The following is a 24,916-nucleotide window of genomic DNA, read 5'->3' on the forward strand; positions in this document are numbered from 1 at the left end:
AGTATGAGGTCATTCTACGGCATTTTTTTAGCAGCTCAACCTACGACGGTTTGAATACTACTGATAGCGCAATGATTCAATGACCATAGGCAAAACATAGAACCATGCTGCATACGCTGTTCCAACCAACACCAGTATCCAAAACACCATCGACATAAATTTTGATTTGGCTAGATGGTGCAGCGGATCGGGCTCTCCGCATCCTGGACATGCATGAGCGCGTTTTGAGATTTGTTTCTCACACACGGGGCAAGAGACTAAAGGCATGATACAGATTCCTCGACATTAGGCTTAGGGCGCAAAGAATAATGGTGAATTAACACATATGCAACCTAACATATATTAAATATTTTAGTTCTTTGTAACAGTCGCTGACTTGAGAAAAAATTCGTTGATTTTTCATTTATATCAACCTATTACACTTCTTCTCGCACCATACCGTTGATGACAATATTGTTATAACTCACCATCCCAATGACCTCGCCACTTTCAATGACCGGCGCTCTGCTTATGCCAAATCGCTCAAACAAACGTGCACAATATTTTACGTTCATATCTGGTTCGACACACAAAGCGGGCTTGGTCATGATTTCATAAATATTTGTGCGCTGAGGAGAACGATTATTCGCCAGCACCTTTTTGGCGATATCATTCATCAACACGATGCCATATTCATCATTATCATCTCGCTTTTTCACCACCAGCGCTTTGACTTGGTATTTTTTCGCTAGCGTTATGCCTTCGTATACGGTCATCAGTCCATCAACCATTACATACGTTGCCGCCATAACATCTCGAACTCTAATTATCGTTTGATCACTCATAATTCATCCTCGACTACTTTGGTCAATGTCTCGACTTGATGCGCGACACCGACTGCATCTTCAATATCGATCTGAATAGCAATCCCCTGTCCCGACTCTCTGTCAAATTCACCAACCTCATTAATGGTTTCTAATATGTGTCGAGAGAGATGTTCCTCGACCACAAACAGCAGCACATCTTTTTGCACTTCTAGCGTTAAACCAAAAAACGTTCGCTTTTGATTTAAACCTTGCCCGCGAGCATTGTTAATCACTGTTGCACCGGTCGCACCAGCATCGCGTGCAGCGTCCAACACCTTGTCTGTTTTGCTGTCTTCAACAAACGCAAGTATCAATTTAAAGCGCATTTTCTTCTTCCTCCGAGACGTTTTTATTCAGCCACTGGGTTATTTGCGCATAGCCCATCACAGAGATCATAGGGAATAGACTGGCAAACGCGATCAAGCCAAAGCCATCAATCATTGGGTTTCTTCCAGGGACGGTCGAAGCAAGCCCTAACCCTAATGCAGTTACAAGTGGGACAGTGACAGTAGAAGTTGTTACGCCTCCAGAATCGTAGGCGAGTGGAACAATAAGCTTGGGAGCGTAAAACGTTTGAATCACAACGACGATGTAACCCGCGATGATGTAATAATGAATGGGATCGCCCACGACAATCCGGTAACTCCCTAATGCAATACCAATTGCCACCCCAAACGCAACGGCTACGCGCAAGCCGTTAATACTGATACTGCCTCCAGAGACTTGGTTTGCTTTTATCGCTACAGCGATTAAAGAAGGCTCTGCAATCGTGGTACTAAAGCCTATAAAAAAGGCGAAGGTGTAAACCCAATAATAGTCGACCCACATTAAGGCTTTCCCTACAGATACTTTGAACTCTTGTAAAAACTCCGGCGCCGTTAATTGCACAGCCATCGTCTCCCCAAGTGGAAACAACGCCATTTCTAATCCAAGTAAAAAAAGAGCTAGCCCGAAAATCACATAAACGAACCCAAGCAAAACTTTCTTAAGGTTGCTAACAGGACGCCTTAACACCGCTAACTGAAAACCAAAAATAATGCTGGCGATGGGAACGACGTCTCGAACGGTCGATAATAAAGTGTCTAGGAAATGATCAATTGAAATCATGTTACGACCATTCCGTAAACCATCACAAACATCATCGGTAACAGCGAGGCAAAAGCGATTAAACCAAAGCCATCCACCATAGGGTTACGCCCTTTAATAGAAGACGCTAAACCGACGCCCAGTGCAGTGACCAGAGGTACTGTTATGGTGGACGTGGTTACACCTCCGGAATCGTAAGCAACACCAATAATGGCTTCAGGTGCAAACCACGTCAGTATTACAACGCCTACATAGCCACCAATGATCATGTAATGAATCGGCCACCCTTTTAAGATACGCAAAACGCCGATAACGATGGCTATCCCCACTGAGAGAGCTACTGTTACTCGAAGTCCTTCTCCGTAATCCTGCATGGACTGCTCTGAGTTAGCGATCATTCCGCCCTCTGCCGCAACTTCTGAGGCTTCTTCCGCTACCGCGGTTAATGCAGGTTCAGCTATCGTGGTGCCAAACCCCAAACAAAACGCAAAGACTAATAACCAAAATACGCTGCCTTTTTTTGCAAAGGCTTGAGCCATACTCTCTCCGATAGGAAAAAGACCAAGTTCTAGACCAAAGATAAAAAAGGTTAATCCTAAAACGACAAGCAACAAGCCAAAAAGAATGGAGACCAGGTTGGGCAGCGGCTCTTGCAAAACGACTAATTGGAAAAAAGTGATAACAATGATGATGGGTAATAAGTCACGAGCACTATTGAGGAGCGCTCGAAAAAGCGCAACAAATGCTTCCATGCCTATCCTCCTTGATTGTGCAAACTGATTACGCTCGTTCCAATGAGCGATAACTTCTAGTCTGGCATAGATTTCACTCTTCTACCGTGAATGCACTAGCGCCATCTATAACATTTAGTTACATATTTTCTAATATGTGAAGTTAATAGTATCTCTGCCAGCTTGTCACTATCCCAGAAATAATGGTGTTGAGATGATCAAGCTAAGCACAAAACGACTATAATGTCCTAATACGTGAACATTCAAAGAGATAACATGAAGATATTACTCACAGGTGGCACTGGGTTTATTGGCTCCGAGTTGCTCAAGCTGCTATCAACTCACCAGGTTATGCTACTTACACGCTCTCCAGAGCGAGCAAAACAACGCCTACAGCATGCTGATCTGGGTAATATCGAATACCTTGACTCGCTCGAGTCGTTCGCCGATCTCAATCACGTTGATGCCGTCATTAATCTTGCAGGTGAGCCTATTGCGGATAAAAGGTGGACCAGCGAGCAAAAAGAAAAAATCTGCAAAAGTCGTTGGAAAATTACCGAGCAAATTGTTGAGCTGATCCACGCTAGTACCGAACCTCCTTCTGTTTTTATTAGTGGCTCGGCAGTTGGCTACTATGGTGATCAACAAGATCATCCGTTTGATGAGTGCTTACATGTTAATAGCGACGGCTTTCCTCACGAGGTATGTGCAAAGTGGGAGCAAATAGCCAAGCGCGCAGAGTCGGAACAAACTCGGGTTTGTCTAATGAGAACTGGCGTGGTACTCGGCCTTAATGGTGGTGCGTTGGCAAAGATGCTATTACCTTACAAGCTTGGCGTAGGCGGCCCACTTGGGAACGGTAATCAGTACATGCCTTGGATTCACATCCTAGATATGGTCCGCGCCATCATGTACTTGCTTGAAACACCACATGCCCACGGTGCATTCAATATGTGCGCCCCCCACCCTGTGACTAATCGTATATTCAGCGGCACACTAGCTAAAACGCTAAAACGTCCGCATATCTTGTTCACGCCTAAATGGGCGATGGAACTCCTAATGGGAGAATCTTCCTGCTTGTTGTTTGATAGCATGAGAGCCAAACCCAAAAAACTCACCGAACTGGGCTTTAAATTTAGCTACTCCAGAATAGAGCCAGCACTCAAGCACTTGCTTCATGAACGGAGCTGATGAATGATGGCTCTAATCAATGTTTCTGAGTCTTAAATTAAATTATGAAAAAATCGATTCTCATTACGGGTTGTTCAACCGGCATCGGTTACGTGTGCGCTCACGCCCTACAAAACAAGGGATTTAATGTCATTGCATCTTGTAGGAAAGAACAAGATGTCCAGCGCCTAATTAATGAAGGGCTAACCTGCATCAATCTAGACCTAAATAGCCCAGAAAGCATTTCTTCGGGCGTGAAGCAAGCGCTAGAGTTAGCAGAAGGTAAGCTTTACGCAGTGTTCAATAATGGTGCCTATGGTCAGCCCGGAGCACTGGAAGACTTACCCACCGAGGCTCTTCAAGATCAATTTCAGACCAACTTTTTTGGTTGGCACCAGTTGGTCAGAGAAGTGCTTCCCCATATGCGCCAGCAAGGCGAAGGACGCATCATACAAAACAGCTCTGTTCTTGGTTTTGCCGCAATGAAATACCGTGGTGCCTATAATGCATCAAAATTTGCCTTAGAAGGCTGGACAGATACGCTCAGGCTAGAGCTTGCGGATACGAATATCAAAGTAGCATTGATAGAACCAGGACCGATCGAAACTCAATTTAGAAACAATGCATTACGAGCCTTTGAGAAGTGGGTTGATATTGAATCTAGCCCCCATCGTGATGCTTATGAAGGACAAAGAGAGCGACTCAACAACGACAAGTCTAATAATCGATTTGTTTTGCCTGCAGAGTCTTGCATCGCACCAGTTCTTCATGCATTAACTAGCGTTTCACCGAAAATTCGTTATCGAATTACTACACCGACTAAATTATTCGCAGTCTTGAAAAGACTATTACCAACCCGTGCACTTGATAAAATTTTGCGACAGGCTGCATAAAAAAGTTTTGTCGAAATGTAATTTCACCGTAACAATGTGATGTCATTATGAACATGTAGGTTAAAAAAACCTCAACTAAACGAATCAATTTCTACGCAATTCAGCGGGGATTCTTTCGCCCAAAGTGATTGAGTTGCTTAGATTTGGTATCGCCACCCATTACGTTTTGTAGCAATGTTTATACTACTGCGAGGCAACAATGACATTAAATCAGCTTAACTGGCTTAGTGTGGGTGTAGTGTTGACCATGTTCATCCTATTTTGATACCGCACTAACAAATAGCATTAGAATTGCGCTGCTTCGGCAGCGTTTTCTTTTTATCTAACACCTGAGCAGCAATAACCTCACTCTATTACCTCACGTTTTCTCAAAATAGAATGATTCATTATTGATGGTGAATGTCGCTTGAATTTCACCTAAATCAACTCCATATCTAATATCAACGACAAGACACAAGGCAAGGATACTCTGATGCAATCCCCATTTATCGTTGAGATAACAGAACAGAACTTTCGCGAAACGCTTGAAGGATCAATGAACACGCCCGTTTTGATCCACTTTTGGGCCAACGCTCAGCCAGAAAGCGCACAGATACTCCCTGAGTTGCAATCTCTTGCTCAACAGTACAACGGTGCATTTACGCTTGCTCTACTAAATTGTGAAGATCAGCCCGCTTTAGCGTCTCAATTTGGCGTGCAAGTATTGCCAACTATCGCGCTGTTTATAAATGGTCAAGCCGTCGATGGTCTGGGAGGCCCCCAGCCAATTGATGCCATTGCTACCATGCTACAAAAGCATTTGCCAAGCCCAGATGAGCAACTATTAAAACAAGTCAGTGAACTTCTTCAGCAAGGTGAGCATGCTCAGGCTTTGAGCATCATCCACACTTTGCCGCCAGAGCTGCAAGAGCGTGGTGATGTGAAACTCGCGATGGCTGATTGTTTGCTAGAAACCAAACAATTTGATATTGCCCAAGAACTACTGAACGCTATCCCTCTCGAGTATCAAGATAACTACTACAAGAGCCTAATAGCCAAGCTCGAGCTGCATTTGCAGGCTGCAGATAGCCCTGAGTTACAGCGACTAGAACAAGCATACGCAGCAGACATGGCAAACTTCGAACTCGCTTGTGAATTGGCGGTACAATACAACCAAGTTGGTCGGGATGAAGAAGCGTTGGAACTGCTGTGGAATATTCTTAAAAAAGACTTGGGCGCCCAAGACGGTGACGTGAAGAAGACTTTTATGGATATTCTCAGTGCGCTAGGTCAAGGTAACGCATTAGCAAGCAGATATCGTCGCCAGCTTTACTCAATTTTGTACTAAGCGCCGCATTCTTCTAGGAATAAGACAACAAAGGCCGGGATTTCCGGCCTTTGTTTTTTGTTAGAAGTCGCTATACAACGTTGGTGCTGCTGGCGGATACTCTATTGGTTGCCAACGATCATTAAAGGTGTACTTGGCATAAAGCATGAAATGGTTTGGTGTATAAAACTCAGAACGTTGTACATCGACTAACGCACCAAGATACCAACGTTTGCTGACTCGCTTTTCCACCGCCGCTTGCAACGACGTACCAAAACCACCACCTTTGTCTGACTCCGCTACTGTCGATAAGTATGGCGCGTCTTCCTTAGTCCAAGAGTTAGAGACGGATGCACTCAATTGATATGACCAAGAACTGTTGTATCGGCCATAAAAGTTGATAGGTAAAGACACCGAGAAGTAACTTTGCGGGCTGTAGTAGCCACCGTGACCTAGCGTGTACTCACCCAGATTTTTGTCGTAATCAAGGTACATTAAGTTCGTACCTATACTTAAACGCTGGTCATCCGTTGCAATTAACTTGTAGTACGCTCCACCTAGCACGCCTAAACGAGTGTTGTCCTCAACCTTTTCACCAGTCAAAACATGATACTGCAAGCTACTCCAAAAACCGTAAGGGCCACCAATGTCCCAACTTGAGCTCAACTTCACACCAGTACGAGCAACTCCGCCCCATTTAGTCCCTTGAGGGTCAGTCGTGCCGCTAGGGACAGACATTCCAGCATAAGAAAGCGCGCTACTGGTCTCTGGGCGACGCGAAGCTTCTGCCGTCCAACCGAACTCACCCAGGTCCCCATTGATGCGCACACCACCAACCCATGTGGTATGGTCGAAACCAATTGGTGTCGTGCCGATATCGACCAACCAATCTTCAGCCTGCCAGCCCACTCCAAATGCCATACCTGATGCGTCATTTTGGAACGAAGTGCTGTCAGAATCGGTGGTTTTTTCATAATAGTCCAACTGACCTGAATCGATAGAAACATAATCGGCTTTTAGCAATAGGTGCCCATCCCAGCTCTCTATCGGGATTCGGGCTTCTATGGGCACTTGATTCGAAGTATTACGGCCATCTCGTGCACTGTAATCCCAGCCAATCATGACATGCCCATCACTCCGATCATGCAGTTTATCGATGTCCGATTTGACGTTACGAGTCAACCAGTAGTCGTCAGCAGTATCATATAGCTCGCGTAAGCTTAGGGGTTCTTTTTTCGCCTCTTCAGGTTCACGATTTTTATCCATTCGGTCACGATTTAAGGCTTGATAGGCGCGTGTTTCAGCTAACGCCCACTGTTGATTTTCCATTGCTATAGACATGCTATTGCGAAATGCTAATGCGTCAGCATCAGGCATCGCATCCAACAACTGATTTAGCGCATTAGCGTCATTTCGATAGCCTTGTTGATTAAACACCGCGGCCACTGTCATCAACTGTGCCGCAGTTAAGCTATCGCGCTTTTTATTCAAAATGAGGTGCATGTCGTGATACGTCGCTTCATATCCAGTCAAAGCACTAGCTTGCAACATGCCAATTTCTGCTTGAGTTTTAAATGGCTCAGGCTTTAAAGAAACTTGTTCATACAAATCCAACGCAAGCTTAGGCTGTTGATTAACCAGCATCAGATCCGCTTGACTCAACAGTCGACGGGTTTTGAGTTCATCAAGCTGTAATGCTTCCGAAGCACTTAAATCTTGTGTTGCGGAATTTAATGCTAAGTCCGCGTACCAACGATCAAAATCTTCAAAGTGATTCAAGCTTACCATCATGCTGCCGTAAGCCAGTTTGTCATCGGTTGACCAATCTTCTGAAAGCGAAATGTTTTGGAAAATCCTCTCAGCTTCCTTAACTTCATCAATGTCTAACCACGCACTCACTAGACGAGCGAGCGGTTGAATTTGACCTTGATAATCCGACTCTAGCGCACGTAATGTCGCCATTACTGATTCGGGAGAAGCTAAGTAACGCGTTTGAATGTCTCTCAACTGAGCATCAAGCTTCAAGCGGGTTAAATTGCGCTGCGCTGCATTGCGTCTGTCATATCATGTTGTGCGATACTCTCTAGCTCAGCGATGGCCTCATTCACGTTGAAGTCCTGCGCGAGATAAAGCGCGTAAGCAAATTTCATTTCAGGGTCATTACTAGATGTAGCCCAATCGGACATCAGCGTATCCGCGCGTACTTTGTCGCCCATTGAATGAACCACGTCAGCAATATCAAGCCTTAACCATGGGGAGGTTGGCTGTAGCGCAATCAATTCCTCTACGGACGCTTTCATCGTTGCCTGATCATTTTGAGCGATTGCGATCCGCAGACGAGTCAAAATAACTTCCGACTTGATGCTCGCTATTTTTTCAGCGACCACTTTCTGCTGTGGGGCTGAGTAACTGCGCGCGAGTGCTTCCGCGCCAGACCAATCTTGCTGCTGAATACGAACATCTAAGCGACCACGCAATGCAGAGCTATTGCTGCTATCCAGTTGCAAAGCTTGTTTGAAAACCTTCTCTGCCGCGGCATAATTTTCTTGTACCAGATACAAAGAGCCTAATGATGAATAAGCATAAGGTTGGGATTTATCTACTTGAATCGCTTTTTGATAAGCGCTTTCTGCTTGCTTAAACTGGCCTTTTTCGACCAAGGCATCACCTTGATCAAGATACGCCCAATATTGAGAAGTCTCGATTAGCGCTGCCCATTTTGAGGCCGAGTCAGGATTATGATCTAAGTGCTGAGCCTGTTTAAAGTATCCGAGCGCTTTTTGTTGCTGCCCTCTACGTAGATAAACCTTACCCATAGCACCAAGCAATTCAGGATCTTGCGGACGAGTCGTCAACGCATAACGCAGCTGAGCTTCTGCTTGGCCGGTTTTATCTTCCTCGAGCAACGCTAACCCTTTGAGCTTGGCGAGATAAGTGGGGTCTTTGCGTAGTTCCTTTTCCTTTTTCCAGCGATCTTTCGCGCTTTGATTCGCTCTTTGTATCTCCATGTCAGACGGGTAGTAGCTAGCTAAGATGGCATATTGCTGAACAACTTGATCTGAAATAGGCAATTGATCCAATGCACGCAACCACGACGTTGCCGCATTTGTTCCAACCGAAGGAGCAAGCGCTAACTTTTTATAGGTATCGAGAATCCATGGATCAGCAGGATTCTCTTTGCGAATGTGGTTGGCTAACGCGAGTTGAAAAGACGGAACACTAGGATAATTTGCATTTAAACGTTCCAGTCCCTGTTTTACCGAGCTCCAACTGCCTGGCAAATTACTTTGCAACTGTAGGAATTCCAGTTGTAACGCTGGTGATGGCATTCCATTTGGGAAAAGGGCTTTGTAAGCTTGAATCGCTTCATCGTAACGACCAGATTTTGCAAGCAACTGAGCGCGCTGATAATCCGCTCTTTTCTCTCCCTGAATAGCCATAATCGATGACAAGTTTTTCGCTTGAGTCGAATGAGGCGCCTGTCTGATTAAGCGCTCAAATACCGGTTTTGCTAATTCTGGCTGCTTACGTTTCAGATACATATTCGCTTGATAGAAAAGCCCCGTTGGATTGCTTTCTTCAATCGCGAACAGCCTCTCCAGAGTACTCTCGACAATATCATCTCGGCCAATCGCATCCGCCAGTTTTAGCTGCTCAACCAACCACTCAACCGAGTCAACTCGTGCTAATGATGTGGAAAATTGAACCAGCTCGATAGGCTTGTAGACCTGTGCGAGCTGCGACTTTGTCAGAGGTTTTGAGCTAAAGCTTTCTGCATGCACAGTGCCGACGCCACCAGCCGCCAAAGCAACCAGTGGAATCCACCATAACACGTATCCTGTTACTGACATCTCTCGCTCCATACAGGAAGCAATTCACCTTGCACACCAAAACGGTAACGTTCTTCATGCCAACCAAGCCCAAATAGACTTAATACGTTGTCGTAATAATGATCGTTTTTGTCCACCACAAGTTCATTTTGAGCACGACGAAACTGCGTCTCCAACAGCGCAGATTCACCAGAAGCCGCGAGTAACGGAAGAGCCGCAGCAGAAAAACCTGCGCTTCCTGCTTGGGTATATTTACCCGTTTCAGTATTTACTTCTCTCGCTGGCGCACCAAGGGCTTTGGTTGCCGCGACAAACGGCTGCATTTTTTGTACTAATACTGCTTTTTCTGAAACTTGGTCATTTAGCATACCCGCCCAAAGATAAGTGCGGATCGCGTTGTAACTGCCCATCGGCCCTGTAACCACATCTGAGCTATAACGACCATTTCTCAATACTGCCCAGTCTGGGCTAAAGCCAGCTGGCATCGTTTTCTCTAGCATGTGAACACTTGCCTTATACATTGAGTCCCAGTTGTATTGCGGGTACAGCGACTGCATACGAGCAATCAGTTGTAACGGAACATAACTCGGATTCACACGGTACTGGCCGTCGGCATCAAAGCCCGTTGGAGCTGGCAACAATACCGTTCCAACTCCCGCTATGTTGACGGTTTCTTCACGTAAAATACGACTCGCGATCAGATGTCCAAGGGTCTGATAGTAGTAGTTATTCCATAATTTCCCCGCCTCAACAAGGGAGTAAGCTATCCACAAATCAGAATCTGACGCTGGGTTAGAATCCAAGACTCCGAACTGACCATTTTCTTTTCTTCCCCACAACCAAGCAGGAAGCCTTGCCGTCAAATCCCCACCAGCCAAATGTGATTGAGTCCATTTTAAAACCTGATCGAAGGTTTTAGGGTCATTGGCAACCAAGGCAAAGAACAATGCGTAAGATTGGCCTTCCGAGGTTGTAATCATACGCTCGTCACTGCCATCAACGACTCGGCCTTGCTCCATGTATACCGACTTAAATGTTTCCCATTGTGGCCACTCGCAGGTGTTAGCCCACAAGTAAGGAGACACGAACAACATAAGGAACGAGATGAGTTTTTTCATTATTCCTCTTCCTCAGTTTTTTCTAAACGTCTAGACGCGACTTGACGTAATACGCGCCAAAGCACAATGGTTACGATCACCACTAGCAAGGCGGCAAAGCACGCAACGATGACTGGGTGATTAGAGAAGTGATACCAAACGAGCTGCCACACAGGAAGCTTACCGACATAGTAGTGCGAACCCACGTTGTAGCTTGCTACTTCGTTATTTCTCAACGTCACCACCGAGCCAAACATGTGCTCCACTTTACCGGAGTCAGCCAACGCGCGATCAACCGACGAAAAATCTGACGGGTGAGCCGCCATAATAGAAATGACGCTGCGTTTTTTCGTAAATGGCGATTCCGCACCATAAATAGCAGCAAAAGAGCCTTCTGCCTCGACAGAAACATAATCTGCGGCGGCTTGACGAGCATCACTTGGACTCATCCAGTTCATTCCGAGCTGCTTTTCATTTTTGCTTGGTAGGCGAATTTGTCTCTGACCCTCTTTAACCACTAAGTTAACTTGGTCAGGATTATTAGCGGCTTCTTCTAATGCATCCACAACACCAATCGTCAGGATATCTTTATTTTTTAGTTGCTCAGCATTCCATTTATCTGTCAAAAGCACCTGAATACCTGGGTACCCAGTGTCACGTCCCAATGACCCCATGACGTTTAAGAAGGTTTGCAACACTTCTTTTGGAGCACTCTCTGGAACAACAATAGCAGTTTCTGACAAATCAGCCATGCGAGTGTAAGGAAAACCGGATGTAGCAAAAGCGCGCATGTTCGGCATTTCGATGTAGTGGGGGAAACCACTAAAATCAATAGTAGAATCACCATCAATAACCGCGTATTGCTTACTTGGCTGCGTTACCTGGCACTGCCCATCGGTCACCGAAGCAAAGCCAAATTCGAACTCGATTCGGTTTTGACTACCCACCTTAAAAGCCGGAATGCGAACAAACGTATCACCACTTAGAATGCCATCATCTAACAAAGGAACACGTATACGGTTAGATTCTCCACCTTGACCTTTTGTGGTTAGGTTGAACGCCTCAATGAATTGGTCATTAATACTCAAAGTCAGACGAGAGCCGGAATGATCCGCAGCAGGCGGTGAATAACGATAGTTAAGATCCATCGGTATACCACGGCTTTGCCAAGTAAAGAGATCGGGTGGTAAACGCAAACTTACGTTGATTGGTGGAGGCGTTCGGCCTTCCACTTGCAGCATGCTTTTTTGTTCGACTAACTCAGACAATGCAACAGGACGAGCCGTACTCACCCAGTTTGGCGCATCGTACGGGACTCGTGGTTTGATTTGTTTGACTTCATTAATCTTCGCGATTGGTCCAGTAAGAAGTTGGTTTCCCAACGCCAAACCTTGCACCGCAATGTTAAGATCCTTACTGTCACGGCCTGTCACCAGAAGAAGCTTCACGTACGGGTCTGTTGGATGAGTGATGACTTGAAGACGAGGGCCATCCGTGTCTGGAAAATCTCTCAGAAACTCAGGTTTGTTGTCATTGGTAACAAAGACAATGGCGTTGCGCTTAGGTAACGTGTCGACACTAAAAGGGAATTGAGCACCACGCCAACCCGCAAGAGCACCAAAGTAAGAGCTCAAGACACCGGCAGCCTTGACATCATCTAAATCGTATTTGCTACCCATCACGACAGGCAGATTTAACTGGCTGAAATCACGGACATCAAAAAAGGAGCCGGTAACAAACTCAAGTCACTTTCCAGCACTGTCTTTTGAGCAAGCATCTCAATTCGACTACTTTGGCTAATCTCAGCCCAAATGCTCGAGTCATTGGGGTTAGCACAGTCTTTCTGAGTATTCCCTATTAGCTCAAAGCGAATTTGGTTGTAATTACTAAAGTAACGAGTGTCCAGCGGCATAGATAAGCTCAACTTTTTGCCTTGCTGGCCATCGACGATTGACGCTACTCCCATAAGTTCGTTGTTCAAATACACTTTGACGTGAGAAACCAAAGAGAGCAACGCTGGCGAAGGTGTGATATCAAAGTGCAACTTTGCTTTAGATACCACCTCATCGAGTCGCGAACCGAAACCAATATAAGCACTGGCCTCACTACCTTGGATAGCAATTGAACCACTGTAACCTAATTGACTAAATGGGATGACGCGCTTAAACACGGTCGAATCTTCAGCATCTTGCTGTGCCAAAGGCGTTGCTTGTTGCTGACTTACTTCTTGTGCCGCGAGACTGCACGACATACACATGAGAGTGATAGCCGTTGTCAACGCTGTTAGTTTTTTATTATTTAGCATGACTTGAGGTCCTGATTGGGACATAACGAGGTCTTAGTGACCAAATAAATTCGATACAAAATAAAAGTGCATCCACACTGACCTGAACAAACTTAGGACAATGTTGCAGCAAGCGTTTGTATCCATTAAAGCCGACTTGCAGTACAGCCTGCATACTCGATAGAGGTTTATCTGATTGATAACCTTGTTGCCATTTCGCCCATGTATCTGCACGTGCAAATGTACATTGGACGTATTGGATTCGTTGTTGATGAGACAATTCGTTGAGTTGTAAACCAAATATCCCCTTATGAGCATAGGCAACCGTCATAGGGAACACGAATTCTTGGCCACCTCGATTGAGGATCACTTCTAAGGTTTGACCGAGTAAGTAAGCACAGGTTGGTTCATCGACCCCGTCAATTTCTATGCGCACGCCCCCCAAAGAGAAATCCTTCATCTGCGCTTGTATTAAATGCCCAGAATTAAGCCTAACCGCGACAGGAATCGCCACCTCTACTCGGTGATCTTTTCGCACTTGTTTAGCTTCTACTGCAACCGCAACGGCAGCACCTAAAATCAACAGGTTGTACATCGTCCATACGAGATTCACGATAACTGTACCGATTTCATTTTGAGGCCCCCACCCCATTCGGTAAATCCCTACAGCGAAGCCCAAAATGTTGAGTGCAACCAAAACCAAATATGGTCGAGAGATCACCCAATCGTAGTGAGACTTTTCAACCAAACCGCCTTTTGCCGTTACGTTGAATGTCCCTTTATGGGGCGCAAACAAAGCCACCGTTGTTGGCCTTGCGATATACCAAGCAAGCACGGTTTCGTATACCTCACCCCAAAACGAATAACGGTAGTCACCCTGCATACGAGAGTTGGTCATGCTGGCGTGAATCATGTGGGGTAATACGTACAAAATGATCGCCAGCGCTGGTGCATAAATCACGTAGGAATGCAGCAACAAATAAGCCAAGGGTGCGATCAGGAATACAATCCTCGGGATACCAGATAGAAAGTGCAGCATGGCATTGACGTAACAAAGCCGTTGAGAGAGCTTAAGCCCCTTTCCAGTCAATGGATTATCTACCCTAAATATCTGCGCCATCCCGCGAGCCCAACGAATGCGTTGCCCAACATGTGCAGACAATGTTTCTGTCGCCAAACCAGCAGAAATCGGCTGCTTAAGATATGCAGAACGATAGCCTAAACGGTGCATGCGCAGAGACGTGTGCGCATCTTCCGTCACGGTTTCGACTGCAATACCACCGACTTCCTCTAAAGGCTCTCGACGTAAAATAGCGCACGAGCCACAGAAGAAAGTCGCATCCCATAAGTCGTTACCATCTTGAATCAGGCCGTAAAACAAGTTGCCTTCGTTTGGCACGTTACGAAAGTTCGATAAGTTACGCTCAAAAGGATCCGGTGAGAAAAAATGGTGCGGCGTCTGAATAAGCGCCAACTTTGGATCTTTCAGGAACATCCCCATTGTGAGCTGAAAAAATGCTCGTGTAGGAATATGGTCACAGTCAAAAATCGCAACAAACTCACCGCTGGTCTGCTTCAACGCATAGTTAATGTTACCGGCTTTCGCATGTTCATTCGTTGGGCGGCGGATGTAGTTCACCCCTACACTTTTGGCGAAATCTCGGAAGCTATCACGCTTGCCGTCATCCAGAATGTGGATGTTAAGTTTGTCTTTCGGCCAATCGACACCTAACGAGGCATAAACCGTCGCTTTCACAACATCGAGATCTTCGTTGTAAGTAGGGATCATCAAGTCAATGGTTGGCCAAGTTGACTGATCCGGTGGCATCGATACTGGTTTGCGATTCAATGGCCAGATATTTTGGAAATAGCCAAGCATTAGCACAATCCAAGAATACGTCTCAGCTAGCAGTAAAACGCCCCCTAGAAACAAAGCAACAGGATCGTCCCAGTTCAGGGTAGACGAATAACGCCACCACAAGTATCGACATGAGGCCGTAACCGACAAGATGATCAAAAGCATGGTAGGAAAACGACCCGGCATGCGACGGACCATCATCGCTAATGCCCAGAGTAACAGCACAAAGACAGTCTGAGCCTGATAACCAAATGGCACTGTAAAGCAAAGCAAAGCGATTAACACCACGAAAAACAGCAAGGTGTAGTTCAACGCCATCGCGGACTTACTTGCTTTAATACGCTCTCGAACTTGTGGATCTTTGATGTTGTTCGCTGTCTGTTCTAACCAGCGGACGCCTTTTGCAACCAATTCAAATGGCAAGTAGAACGCATTGCGAATTTGCTCGGCTAAAGTCATCGCTAAGCTGCTGGTTTTTTTGGACCATGCTGTATTTACGTTTTGCCTGAAGCAAAGCAACCACACGCTTTGGATAATAAAACGTACAGGATCAAACCATCTTGGCGCAGCAAAATTAACGTTTGGATAGTAAACCAAAGGCAGTTTCCATGAGGGAACACCCGAAATAACCGGCTTTAAAAATACAAAACTCAATGAAAACCAAAAAGACAAAGCACACTCACCAACCCAGTTTGTTTTACAATTCCAGGCTTGCTCGTAAGCGTTCTTCTGCAGTCTGAATTGATCCACTACCCAACGTTGGAAAATCAGATTAAGACTTCGCATAAATTAGCTTTGGTCCTGAGCGCTTGATAACGCTGATACACACCAAAAAGCAAAAGACTGAAAATCTTTTGCGGCTTGGCTCGATGGCGAATAGTGTTGAACGGTCGTCAGGTTTGCCACACATTCAAGCAATGCCGTATCTCGATGAATCGAAACAGGAATCAAGGATTCGCTAAGTTCCTTTTTCAGCACCAACATGAAATCACGACCAATTTCGGTTTCTGGCTGATACTTATTCACCAAAAAACGTAATTTGTCAGAGCGAAGCAATCTCGATTGCTCTTCATGTTGTAGCCAAGATTGAAGAGTGAGATAACTCAAGGCGTCTGCCGTTACCACCACCACAATCATATCCATTGAGTCGACAAAAGATCGCACTTCAGGATCAGTAAGCTCTGCTAAGTCGGCGTGAAAAAGCAGCCACTGTTCACCACGGTTTTCGCTCACTTGCAACGTCGTTTCACCTAACATTGATAGATAGTGAGAACGCTCATTAAAAAACGCTTTTAACTGCTCAGAATTCAGATGGCCAAACGGTAAAAAAAGTGCACCTTGTGGGCTTTCATAACCAGCCTGGGTCCAAGGCTTATCTAAAAGAAGTTGTTTCGCCCAGCCTCCTTGCTCTTCCCTCGGCAAGCCAAGATGAGCTTGCAGTAAACTATTAGGCACCACCTCAATGGCCAGTACCTGTTTATTTATCTTAACTAACGCTTGTGCCAAATTCGCAGCGACGGTCGTTGAGCCACAACCGCCTTTTAAACTAACAAATAGAAGGCGCTTCATATCGCTTCCGTTTCTGAATTTTTCTGCGTATTACGTACCAAAGATAGAACATTACGAGCACCGTTGGCTTTGAAGACTTGCCACTTATTTTTAACTTGTACGTAAGACTCGTTTTCTGTTGTTTCAATATACGTGTATTGAGTTAAGTTATAAGAAGAGTAGATCGAATTAATATCTTTTGCAGACTCAGTCATAGAATTTTTCACAATGTAACGGAGCTTAAACTGAGATAACAGCAATCCCGCCACTATCATTTTCAGTATAAATTCCATTGTTAAAAAATTGACGCATCGACCTATGCGTCTCATATTTATAGAACGATGATGAATGTGAATAAGTTTATTTATAGCCCATATAAATAACAAAGGCCTAAATAATATTTAACTTCAGAAAAAAGGATTACAATAATGAATTGTTACCATCCATTTAATACACATAAGAAATTTAAATATTTTAAATGAGAATCATAGACTTAGAGACTATTGATTTTAAACTCATAAACATCATGTGAAGCACATGCTATAACTATTTTAATTTCTGATCAATTTCGTTTAATATCTTAGCGTCATTTTCTTGTCACTAAGAAAATCAAAATTGTAACGATTAGCATACAACGGATTGTGAGCTTCACAAAACACATTAAGTTATTGATTTAAGGCTCTTTATGTCATCACTCTCTGAATCATCTGCTATTAAAAACGAACGAGAGATAAACTCTGTTTATGTAAGCTTATTTACTCATAAACAGATGCTTATTGATTATTTGTTCAGTACACTACCGGAAAATGACAACACTTCACTTACAAGCTTTACAGACAAAGAAACTTTTTTGTCCACATTGAATGATGAAGCCTTAATGAAATTCAATGACTTATCTAAAACGTACCTTGAACAGTGTTTTTTTCTTAGTCATAAATTCACAAAAAAAACGCCCAAAGCTATAAATCTTGCTAAAGACATTCACAAAACGAACATAAAGAAGTTTTCTACATGTCTATTAGTTGTTCCAGACTCGCTACTATCATCAACTAATGATGATTTTATAAGTGTCTTTCTACAAAGCTTAAATGAGCTGGCAAATAATAAAAAAATCACTATTAGTGTTTGTATATATGGGCATCTGACGACTTCACTATTAAAGCCCATTCTTATTTCTCACAATAGACACATTGCAGGTTTGGCGACCATGACATCATTAGATGACGCTCGCTACTGCTATCTTGTGGATTTTTGGTCCAATAAACACGGTGTAATTACCCAACACGAATACATTCTCACTAAAACTAAAGATAAAACACTAAAAGCAACGTCTTACGAAACGCATCAATCTCATGTCATGCCAGAAGACAAATCGGATAGCGATAGAATCTATGTCAGCAGAAGAGCTTTCAGAGAAAGCGTGAAAGCCCCAAAAGGGATGCGTGTGGCAGAGAGCAATCAAGGACTCATAGCGATGCTAGACAACCCTCGCTCTTCAACGATTATTTTCAGCTGCGATAACCAAAGCGAAGTTCAACAGATCGCGTTAGATTGCTACCGTTTAAGGTCCGCATATGGCCGTCGACTAAAGATTATTGTCAGGGAGACCCAACAATGTCTGAGATATGCAGATGAAAAGTTCTTGCTTCGCGCGGGGGCAAACTTCATTTCTCACGCGCAAATCCCCCACATGCGCTTTATGACTCAAGTTGAGGCAATTCAAGGCCAAATGCTTACACGCCCAATTCCTGAAAGTTTAGAGGCGCTCTTAAAATATGACTTTGAGTTTGGTAGCAAAGGCTACTTACAAAACCAGGACTTTAGTCAATACTGTATTGACGTCATTTCCCACTCAACACACTCAAGTGTGAACTTTGCACTTATAAAGCTGAACTTATTGCCAGGTATGACTGCAGAGGAATGTTTACGTCTTTGTCATATTCGAAGAGATGGCGACGTTGTGACAGCCTGCAACAAAGCTCTATATGTCGTGTTCAGTGCTATTCGACAAAGCGATATTGATATTGCGCTAAACAATATATTTGAGTTCCCAGTGAGAGACCTATTTCACTCGACCCACACGTTTGATACCCAATTAGATATCGAAACAGAGTTAAAATTCATCGTTCAAGATGCCGCTGTCATATCCGACGACGTTTCAGCTCTGGCGACAGAGAGGAAAATATTCCATACCGCCACTAACTCCATTACTGATGTTCCTCCTTTGTTTGCTGTGAAAAAAACCATCGAGCTCAAGGAGCGTTCATGAATATTAACGATTTTTTACTGACCGTGATTATCAGCTCAGGTATTGGCCTACTCCTAGGATACTTTATCCGTGACCTAGTAAACGCTACCCGACGCTTTTACCACAAGCACTTAAAACGCTCGCGCTATTTTGAGCTAGATACATCAGCCACTAACACTAAGAAGCTTAAGTAATGATATCGCATTCTCATGACTCTACCCCCTCTACTATAGGATTGGGCTGGTGGAACATTTACTTTATCGCAAAAACAGCGCTCTATTTTCAAGGAATCATCGATTTCCATCCAATGGAAAACTTTGCGCTGTTGATCTTCATCCTGCTTCCTATCTCGATGAAAAGCCTAAATGCGGTACGTCATATCGTTGTGTTTGTCGCCGCAGCCTGGCTCTTGCATTACGATTCTTACCTACCTCCTCTAGACCGTCTTTGGGCTCAAGCGGGACAGTTAATGCAGTTTGAATTGAGTTATCTGGTCGAGCTTTTGGGACGATTTTTATCATTCCAAGCAATACTCGGATTGCTCGCTTTGTGTGGTGCGTACTTTATTTTGAGCAAGTTCGTTAGAGTTTCAGTCTTTGTGGTTATTGCGATGGTCTATATAAGTATTCCTATGACGACTGAACCTCAGACAACAGTGGCTGCAGAAGTAGCTCAACAACAGCCGACAACCGAGGTTACTGCTAGCAAACAACCTCAAATAACGGAAATTAATGATGCCAGTCTCAACACGTTAACTGCAGATTTCTTTTCTAAAGAAGCTTCTCGACGTGTGGCATTCGATACCAACAGCGCAATGGATGCTCCTTTCGATTTGTTGTTCTTGAGTATTTGCTCGGTCGCGTGGGATGACATCGAAATTGCAGGACTGGCCGATCATCCTCTATTCAAAGAATTTGACATCATGTTCGACAACTTTAGCTCTGCAACGTCATACAGCGGGCCTGCGGTCATTCGTCTGTTACGAGCCAATTGTGGTCAACAGGAACACAGTCAACTGTTCCAGCCAGCACCATCAAAGCAGTGCTACTTGTTCGAAAGTTTGAAAGAGCTAGGCTTCACAGAAAATTTACTGATGAACCACAATGGTGTCTTTGATAGCTTCCTTGAATTGATCAAAAAAGACGGCGACTTACAAGCGGCTCTTATGTCTCAAGAAGACTTGACTCCTTACCAAAAATCTTTTGATGGCTCTTCGATCTTCCGCGATAAGCAAGTATTGGATAACTGGTGGCAGCAAAGACTTAACAGTAGTGATGACAAAGTCGTGGCACTCTACAACTCAATTTCACTACATGATGGCAACAGGATCATCAATGCGAACTCAAGCACATCTATTGCTAGCTACAAAATGCGCCTTAAGAATTTGCTTGATGACCTCCACGCGTTCTTTAAAACCTTAAAGTCCTCAAAACGCAACATCGTTGTCGCTTTGGTACCAGAACATGGTGGTGGTATGCGAGGAGACCGCATGCAAATTTCAGGTATGCGAGAAATTCCTGCACCGACAATCATTCATACACCGGTAGGAATTAAAATCTTCGGAGAAGGAATTCAGCGTCAGGGCGACACCGAACACGTAAGCGAGCCATCTAGCTATCTGGCATTGTCGCAGCTCGTTTCGAATATCCTGGATAAAAACATTTATCAAAGTAAGACGTTTAGCCCTTCAATATTGACAGAGAACCTACCAGAAACACGAGTTGTCGCGCAGAACTCAGGCTCTACTGTGATTGAAGTACAAGGGAAGTATTATGTTTCTCTTGATGGTTCAAGTTGGATTGAATACCCCGCAAAATAGCGAGAGTAAAACCATGCCATGACAAAGGCCGGTGTTTCCGGCCTTTGTCATATAAAAAACCAATAACCTCTCAAAGGTCTCAGAACTTCAATTGTCTATTGTCTATAAATAGGTAAAAATGGATCGAACATTATGCACTTAAGGGAATAACTCATGCCAATTGATTCACTGATCACCATCGGTATTTTCGTCGTTCTTGCTGTCGTTATCTTATCTTCAGCCATTAAAACGGTTCCGCAAGGAAACAACTGGACAGTTGAACGCTTCGGACGCTACACCCACACATTAAAGCCGGGTTTAAACTTAATCATTCCATTCGTTGATAAAGTTGGTCAAAAAGTAAATATGATGGAGCGCGTTCTCGATATTCCTGCGCAAGAGGTCATTTCAAAAGATAACGCTAACGTGGTTATTGACGCTGTCGGATTTGTTCAAGTGATCGATGCTGCCAAAGCGGCTTATGAAGTCAACGATTTAGAACACGCTATTAGAAACTTGACCCTTACCAACATTCGTACCGTTTTAGGTTCAATGGAACTGGACGAAATGCTGAGCCAACGCGACATGATCAACTCTAAGCTGTTGGCGATCGTTGACCAAGCAACAAACCCTTGGGGCGTAAAAGTCACACGAATTGAGATTAAAGATGTCCAGCCACCAGCCGATCTGACCGCTGCAATGAATGCGCAAATGAAAGCCGAGCGTAATAAGCGTGCGGAAATTCTTGAAGCAGAAGGGGTTCGCCAAGCTGAGATATTAAAGGCCGAAGGTCATAAACAATCAGAGATATTAAAAGCTGAAGGCGAAAAGCAGTCTGCTATTCTCCATGCAGAAGCACGTGAGCGTGCCGCGCAAGCAGAAGCAAAAGCGACTTACATGGTTTCCGAAGCCATTGCAAAAGGTGACATGCAAGCCGTCAATTACTTCATTGCACAGGGTTATACCGAAGCGATCAAGAGCATTGGTCAAGCCGAAAATGGTAAAATCATTATGCTTCCATTAGAAGCAACCGGACTAATGGGCTCGGTTGCAGGGATAGCAGAAATGTTTAAACAGCAAGATAAAGAATAATTTATGGACTTTTTTAGTTTGTTGGAAGGTATCTCTTTCTGGCATTGGCTAGCGTTTGGCTTTGCTCTTTTAGCAGTTGAGCTACTTGGTACCGCAGGGTATTTTCTCTGGCTCGGGATGTCTGCACTTATCGTTGGAGCCATCATGACCGTTTTGCCAATGAGCTGGCAATTGCAATGGCTTTGCTTTGCAAGCTTCAGCTTAATCACCACCTGGCTTTGGTGGCGACGACAATGGTCTAAAGACAAGCAAGAAGACCAAGAAAGAGATCTGAACCAAAAGTACAAGCAGTTAATTGGGCGTACTCTTATCCTTGAAGAAGACTTTTCCGTCGGACTCAATCGCATCAAGGTAGCCGATACCACATGGTCCGCACAATCGGATCAAGCACTTCCAGCCGGTACCCGCGTAAGAATCACCGATGTTGAAGGTATTATTTTAATCATTGAGCCTGATTCTAATTAATTTATGCCAAAGTAATGGGGCAAATCATGCTCCATTACTTTAATCTAAACAACTGCTTTCATTTCATTACCTTAATTAAAATCGAGAAAAAAATAAGTATTAGTAATATTATTAATACCCTACCTACCATTTCCTATTATTTAATTATTCAACACACGACAATCAATAAGATAGAAATATATCTAGGTAAATTATCGATCTAAATTTATTTTAAAAAATAAAACTTTATTGAATTATTTTTTGATCTTTTTATCCTCGGATACATACTTAACGCATGAGCATTTAAGTTGAGTGCTTTTTATTTGGTAAGTAAGAGGATGTACTATGAATAAGCTTCTCTTTTTAATGTTGTGCGGTATTTTTTCTTTTTCTTCCTTTGCCTACAACAACGGAAACGGCGGTACAACTAATTTGGGACCTATAGTCGAATGTAAGATGCCAAGTGGCGACGTTACGAATATTCCAAGTGAAATGTGTCGATTTAGAGGTGGGGAATGGGAATAGTAAAGAAGTAAGAGCTTAGTTTGATATAAGAGCCCTATTCAACCTTGCCTTTCTGCGTAGTCACGGTTTATACAAGTACGTAGATATTTAAAGTTTATATTAAGGTGATTATTATGAGATTTTTATCTGGTCTATTAGTAATATCTTTTGCCATAATTCCGTTAACCACTCATGCTAATGGTGCATCCGGTGGTCGTACGTTAGGCCCAGAGATAAAGTGTGAGTTGCCAAACGGTAATGTACATATGTTGCCACCGTTATATTGCAAAATATACGACGGCCGAGAAGTGAAATAGAAAAGGAGCCTAGCGGCTCCTTTTATTATCTAATTAAGTATTAGTGGAAGCTGTAAGGGATAAGAACTTGTAGACGTAAGTCTGTTTCATCCGCATCGCCAGCACCTGCGTACTCATCACGTTCTAGGATTGTACCGTGTAAACGAATGGTAGAACCTTTAAGCGCGCCACTTTGTAGTGAGTAAGATACTGTTGCGTTAACTGCGTATTCGCTTTCGTAATCCCAGTCACCTGATGCTCCGCTTGCTGCAGAGTCAGCGCCAGTACCGTAACCAAAGCCTAGGTAATAGTTCCAGCCGTTACCTTGGTTGTAAGATAGACGGTTGTACCATGCTAGCTCACCCGCTTTGTTCCAGTCAGACAGCGCGTCCCACCACTGAGACCAAGTACCATTGTTCATACCATATGTATGAATAGTACGAGGAACGAAGTCCGCACGGTTATCTGTGTCTGTGTAGCGCAACTCAGACATCCAAGCTAGCTTGCCGAAAGATTGATTCAAAGACAGACCAGTGTGGAAACCTAGACCATCGTATTTCACATCATCGTCAACACCGTAGAAATCAAATGCTAGAGTTGTACGGTCACTAACAGTGTACTTCAAGTAAGCCTTGTAAGAAGTGTTGTCAGTTTCGTTGTGGTAGCTAGTCACTTGACCTGCACCCCAGTCAACACCATTTGCATATTGAACGCCAGTTGCTTGGCCTAGGCCAAGTTGCATAAACAGGCTGTCAGTTAGGTTACCATTTAGACCTAGAGAGTGTAGGTAGCTCCATGACGTGTCAGACCAAAGCGCTGGTGCGTAATCATCTTCGTGAAGCAGCCAAGGTGCTGTAAATTGGTCTGCGCCAAAGTAGCTTAGGTTGAAATCACCAAGTTTAGCGTTCAGTTCGAAACCACGGTAAGTACCAGGTACAAAGCTCCAAACGTTACCGATTGTACCGTTACCACCAGCCTGTAACATACCGAAACGAGCATTAAAGTTTTCGTTTGCTTTGAATTTCAGCGCTGCTTTGTAAACTTTAAGCTGCTGACCATCACCTGCACCCCAGTCTAGGTTGTTACAAGTTGAGATTTCGTTACATAGGTAGCCTTCGTTTGAATTGTAAAGACTATCGTTGTAAAGATCGCCAGAGTAGTAAGCCGCAACATCTGCGCCCACCCAACCATCGTGGTAGCCAGAAGTGAAGTCTAAAATTGCGTTGTAAGAAGAGTAGTTTAGACGACTCCAACGGTCACCATTTTCACCGCCGGGCTTACCTGTTGTACGAGTTCGTGAACGAGTATCAACTATGAATAATGCATTCAGACTTGAGTCTTGCATAAATTCGTTCACTTTCTCTACGTACTCGCCACCTGCTGCACTTTCAGTAGACGCCGTAGCTGGAGCGACAGCAACAACACCAAACATTGCTGCGGTTAACGCTGAAACCTTAAAAAATTTGTCCATGGAAAAACTCCTAAAAATGGATATAGCTGTATTTTTCTATCTCACCTTTAGTTGGCCGCCGAAGGAGAGAAGTAAATTCCTGATCAAACCTCATTATTTCTAATTTGGCTTTTTTTAGTTCCTGCATACACACCGTGTATCCACGTGATTAAGACTAACTTCGCAGCTAAAAACATCCAAATGGAACTTATTTTTTTTCTAAAAAAATATGAGCCACTCCAAAGTTCCATATAACTTATTGATCCAGATCTTATTTTTAACAACATCAACACAACACAATAAATTATTATTTAAAATCAAATACTTAAATTGAACTTAAAAGTATCAACTTGAAGTCACTCGCAGACTAAAAAAGCCAAAAAAACCAATAACCCAAGGTTCGATCTTGATCACTGAAAAGAACAAAGGCATCAAT

General features: G+C 43.9%; 18 protein-coding genes and 2 pseudogenes. 8 read left to right on the forward strand and 12 right to left on the reverse strand.

The window, feature by feature from the left end; genetic code table 11:
- Positions 1-57 precede the first annotated feature (57 nt).
- The 5 genes from R7070_RS10660 to R7070_RS10680 all read right to left on the reverse strand — a co-directional run bounded on the left by R7070_RS10660 (position 58) and on the right by R7070_RS10680 (position 2,683).
- Positions 58-267 carry a hypothetical protein gene (locus tag R7070_RS10660; protein ID WP_005382086.1) on the reverse strand — a complete coding sequence of 70 codons (210 nt, stop codon included), beginning with the start codon at positions 265-267 and terminating at the stop codon, positions 58-60.
- Between the two features lie 149 nt (positions 268-416).
- A complete protein-coding gene (locus tag R7070_RS10665; protein WP_005382085.1) occupies positions 417-824 on the reverse strand; it encodes a CBS domain-containing protein in 408 nt (135 codons plus the stop codon).
- Entirely contained in the window at positions 821-1,171 is a 351-nt protein-coding gene (locus tag R7070_RS10670; protein ID WP_005382084.1) for a P-II family nitrogen regulator, read from the reverse strand. The genes R7070_RS10665 and R7070_RS10670 overlap by 4 nt, the downstream gene beginning before the upstream one ends.
- Entirely contained in the window at positions 1,161-1,952 is a 792-nt protein-coding gene (locus R7070_RS10675) for a DUF1538 domain-containing protein (protein ID WP_005382078.1), read from the reverse strand. Before R7070_RS10675 ends, R7070_RS10670 begins: the two co-directional genes overlap by 11 nt.
- Positions 1,949-2,683, reverse strand: coding sequence for a DUF1538 domain-containing protein (locus tag R7070_RS10680; protein ID WP_005382077.1), 735 nt, complete (start codon positions 2,681-2,683; stop codon positions 1,949-1,951). The genes R7070_RS10675 and R7070_RS10680 overlap by 4 nt, the downstream gene beginning before the upstream one ends.
- 255 nt (positions 2,684-2,938) lie before the next feature.
- On the opposite strand from R7070_RS10680, the gene R7070_RS10685 reads away from it, so the two are divergent.
- The 3 genes from R7070_RS10685 (at position 2,939) to R7070_RS10695 (ending at position 6,052) form a co-directional block, all read left to right on the forward strand.
- Complete coding sequence (locus R7070_RS10685) at positions 2,939-3,853, forward strand: TIGR01777 family oxidoreductase (protein ID WP_213905425.1); 915 nt, start codon at positions 2,939-2,941, stop codon at positions 3,851-3,853.
- A 44-nt stretch (positions 3,854-3,897) separates the two neighbouring features.
- Positions 3,898-4,725: an SDR family oxidoreductase gene (locus R7070_RS10690; protein ID WP_017819960.1), complete on the forward strand. Its 828-nt coding sequence runs from the start codon at positions 3,898-3,900 to the stop codon at positions 4,723-4,725.
- 472 nt (positions 4,726-5,197) lie between these two features.
- A complete protein-coding gene (locus R7070_RS10695) occupies positions 5,198-6,052 on the forward strand; it encodes a co-chaperone YbbN (RefSeq protein WP_017819961.1) in 855 nt (284 codons plus the stop codon).
- Between the two features lie 60 nt (positions 6,053-6,112).
- On the opposite strand, the pseudogene R7070_RS10700 reads toward R7070_RS10695, so the two are convergent.
- The 6 genes and pseudogenes from R7070_RS10700 to R7070_RS10725 all read right to left on the reverse strand — a co-directional run bounded on the left by R7070_RS10700 (position 6,113) and on the right by R7070_RS10725 (position 16,863).
- A pseudogene (locus R7070_RS10700) lies at positions 6,113-9,882 on the reverse strand (cellulose synthase subunit BcsC-related outer membrane protein).
- The gene (gene bcsZ / locus R7070_RS10705; protein ID WP_213961848.1) at positions 9,873-10,979 is read right to left on the reverse strand and encodes a cellulose synthase complex periplasmic endoglucanase BcsZ; all 1,107 of its coding nucleotides are present in this window, start codon (positions 10,977-10,979) and stop codon (positions 9,873-9,875) included. Before bcsZ ends, R7070_RS10700 begins: the two are co-directional and overlap by 10 nt.
- Positions 10,979-13,263 (reverse strand): annotated as a pseudogene (gene bcsB / locus R7070_RS10710) (cellulose biosynthesis cyclic di-GMP-binding regulatory protein BcsB). Before bcsB ends, bcsZ begins: the two are co-directional and overlap by 1 nt.
- Positions 13,253-15,886, reverse strand: a complete 2,634-nt coding sequence (gene bcsA, locus R7070_RS10715; RefSeq protein ID WP_025766999.1) for a UDP-forming cellulose synthase catalytic subunit — start codon at positions 15,884-15,886, stop codon at positions 13,253-13,255. Before bcsA ends, bcsB begins: the two are co-directional and overlap by 11 nt.
- Before the next feature lie 3 nt (positions 15,887-15,889).
- Positions 15,890-16,669 carry a cellulose biosynthesis protein BcsQ gene (gene bcsQ / locus R7070_RS10720; protein ID WP_213961850.1) on the reverse strand — a complete coding sequence of 260 codons (780 nt, stop codon included), beginning with the start codon at positions 16,667-16,669 and terminating at the stop codon, positions 15,890-15,892.
- Positions 16,666-16,863, reverse strand: coding sequence for a hypothetical protein (locus R7070_RS10725; protein ID WP_021034149.1), 198 nt, complete (start codon positions 16,861-16,863; stop codon positions 16,666-16,668). The genes bcsQ and R7070_RS10725 overlap by 4 nt, the downstream gene beginning before the upstream one ends.
- A gap of 470 nt (positions 16,864-17,333) precedes the next feature.
- Between R7070_RS10725 and bcsE the strand changes: the two genes are divergently transcribed.
- The 5 genes from bcsE (at position 17,334) to R7070_RS10750 (ending at position 22,251) form a co-directional block, all read left to right on the forward strand.
- Positions 17,334-18,917 carry a cellulose biosynthesis protein BcsE gene (gene bcsE, locus R7070_RS10730; protein WP_256900428.1) on the forward strand — a complete coding sequence of 528 codons (1,584 nt, stop codon included), beginning with the start codon at positions 17,334-17,336 and terminating at the stop codon, positions 18,915-18,917.
- Positions 18,914-19,090, forward strand: a complete 177-nt coding sequence (locus tag R7070_RS10735; protein WP_017819966.1) for a hypothetical protein — start codon at positions 18,914-18,916, stop codon at positions 19,088-19,090. Before bcsE ends, R7070_RS10735 begins: the two co-directional genes overlap by 4 nt.
- A complete protein-coding gene (bcsG, locus tag R7070_RS10740) occupies positions 19,090-20,715 on the forward strand; it encodes a cellulose biosynthesis protein BcsG (RefSeq protein WP_213961852.1) in 1,626 nt (541 codons plus the stop codon). Before R7070_RS10735 ends, bcsG begins: the two co-directional genes overlap by 1 nt.
- Positions 20,716-20,868: 153 nt before the next feature.
- On the forward strand, positions 20,869-21,786 hold the full coding sequence (locus tag R7070_RS10745) for an SPFH domain-containing protein (protein WP_005382060.1): 918 nt from the start codon (positions 20,869-20,871) through the stop codon (positions 21,784-21,786).
- A 3-nt stretch (positions 21,787-21,789) separates the two neighbouring features.
- Positions 21,790-22,251: an NfeD family protein gene (locus R7070_RS10750; protein ID WP_005382058.1), complete on the forward strand. Its 462-nt coding sequence runs from the start codon at positions 21,790-21,792 to the stop codon at positions 22,249-22,251.
- An 840-nt stretch (positions 22,252-23,091) separates the two neighbouring features.
- Here the strand turns inward: R7070_RS10750 and R7070_RS10755 are convergent.
- Positions 23,092-24,501 (reverse strand): hypothetical protein, encoded by a 1,410-nt coding sequence (locus tag R7070_RS10755; protein WP_005382055.1) that lies wholly within the window; start codon positions 24,499-24,501, stop codon positions 23,092-23,094.
- Positions 24,502-24,916: the final 415 nt, after the last annotated feature.

The organism is Vibrio sp. 1557 (assembly GCF_033340175.1).
GTDB lineage: Bacteria > Pseudomonadota > Gammaproteobacteria > Enterobacterales > Vibrionaceae > Vibrio > Vibrio alginolyticus.

Bases quoted from the DNA above. Each gene is read 5' to 3' on its own strand.
- R7070_RS10685 (WP_213905425.1), top strand. From the start codon at position 2,939: ATGAAGATATTACTCACAGGTGGCACTGGGTTTATTGGCTCCGAGTTG.
- bcsA (WP_025766999.1), bottom strand. From the start codon at position 15,886: ATGCGAAGTCTTAATCTGATTTTCCAACGTTGGGTAGTGGATCAATTC.
- R7070_RS10695 (WP_017819961.1), top strand. From the start codon at position 5,198: ATGCAATCCCCATTTATCGTTGAGATAACAGAACAGAACTTTCGCGAA.
- R7070_RS10680 (WP_005382077.1), bottom strand. From the start codon at position 2,683: ATGGAAGCATTTGTTGCGCTTTTTCGAGCGCTCCTCAATAGTGCTCGT.
- R7070_RS10670 (WP_005382084.1), bottom strand. From the start codon at position 1,171: ATGCGCTTTAAATTGATACTTGCGTTTGTTGAAGACAGCAAAACAGAC.
- R7070_RS10675 (WP_005382078.1), bottom strand. From the start codon at position 1,952: ATGATTTCAATTGATCATTTCCTAGACACTTTATTATCGACCGTTCGA.
- R7070_RS10665 (WP_005382085.1), bottom strand. From the start codon at position 824: ATGAGTGATCAAACGATAATTAGAGTTCGAGATGTTATGGCGGCAACG.
- R7070_RS10745 (WP_005382060.1), top strand. From the start codon at position 20,869: ATGCCAATTGATTCACTGATCACCATCGGTATTTTCGTCGTTCTTGCT.
- bcsG (WP_213961852.1), top strand. From the start codon at position 19,090: ATGATATCGCATTCTCATGACTCTACCCCCTCTACTATAGGATTGGGC.
- R7070_RS10660 (WP_005382086.1), bottom strand. From the start codon at position 267: ATGCCTTTAGTCTCTTGCCCCGTGTGTGAGAAACAAATCTCAAAACGC.
- R7070_RS10750 (WP_005382058.1), top strand. From the start codon at position 21,790: ATGGACTTTTTTAGTTTGTTGGAAGGTATCTCTTTCTGGCATTGGCTA.
- R7070_RS10755 (WP_005382055.1), bottom strand. From the start codon at position 24,501: ATGGACAAATTTTTTAAGGTTTCAGCGTTAACCGCAGCAATGTTTGGT.
- bcsQ (WP_213961850.1), bottom strand. From the start codon at position 16,669: ATGAAGCGCCTTCTATTTGTTAGTTTAAAAGGCGGTTGTGGCTCAACG.
- bcsE (WP_256900428.1), top strand. From the start codon at position 17,334: ATGTCATCACTCTCTGAATCATCTGCTATTAAAAACGAACGAGAGATA.
- R7070_RS10725 (WP_021034149.1), bottom strand. From the start codon at position 16,863: ATGACTGAGTCTGCAAAAGATATTAATTCGATCTACTCTTCTTATAAC.
- bcsZ (WP_213961848.1), bottom strand. From the start codon at position 10,979: ATGAAAAAACTCATCTCGTTCCTTATGTTGTTCGTGTCTCCTTACTTG.
- R7070_RS10735 (WP_017819966.1), top strand. From the start codon at position 18,914: ATGAATATTAACGATTTTTTACTGACCGTGATTATCAGCTCAGGTATT.
- R7070_RS10690 (WP_017819960.1), top strand. From the start codon at position 3,898: ATGAAAAAATCGATTCTCATTACGGGTTGTTCAACCGGCATCGGTTAC.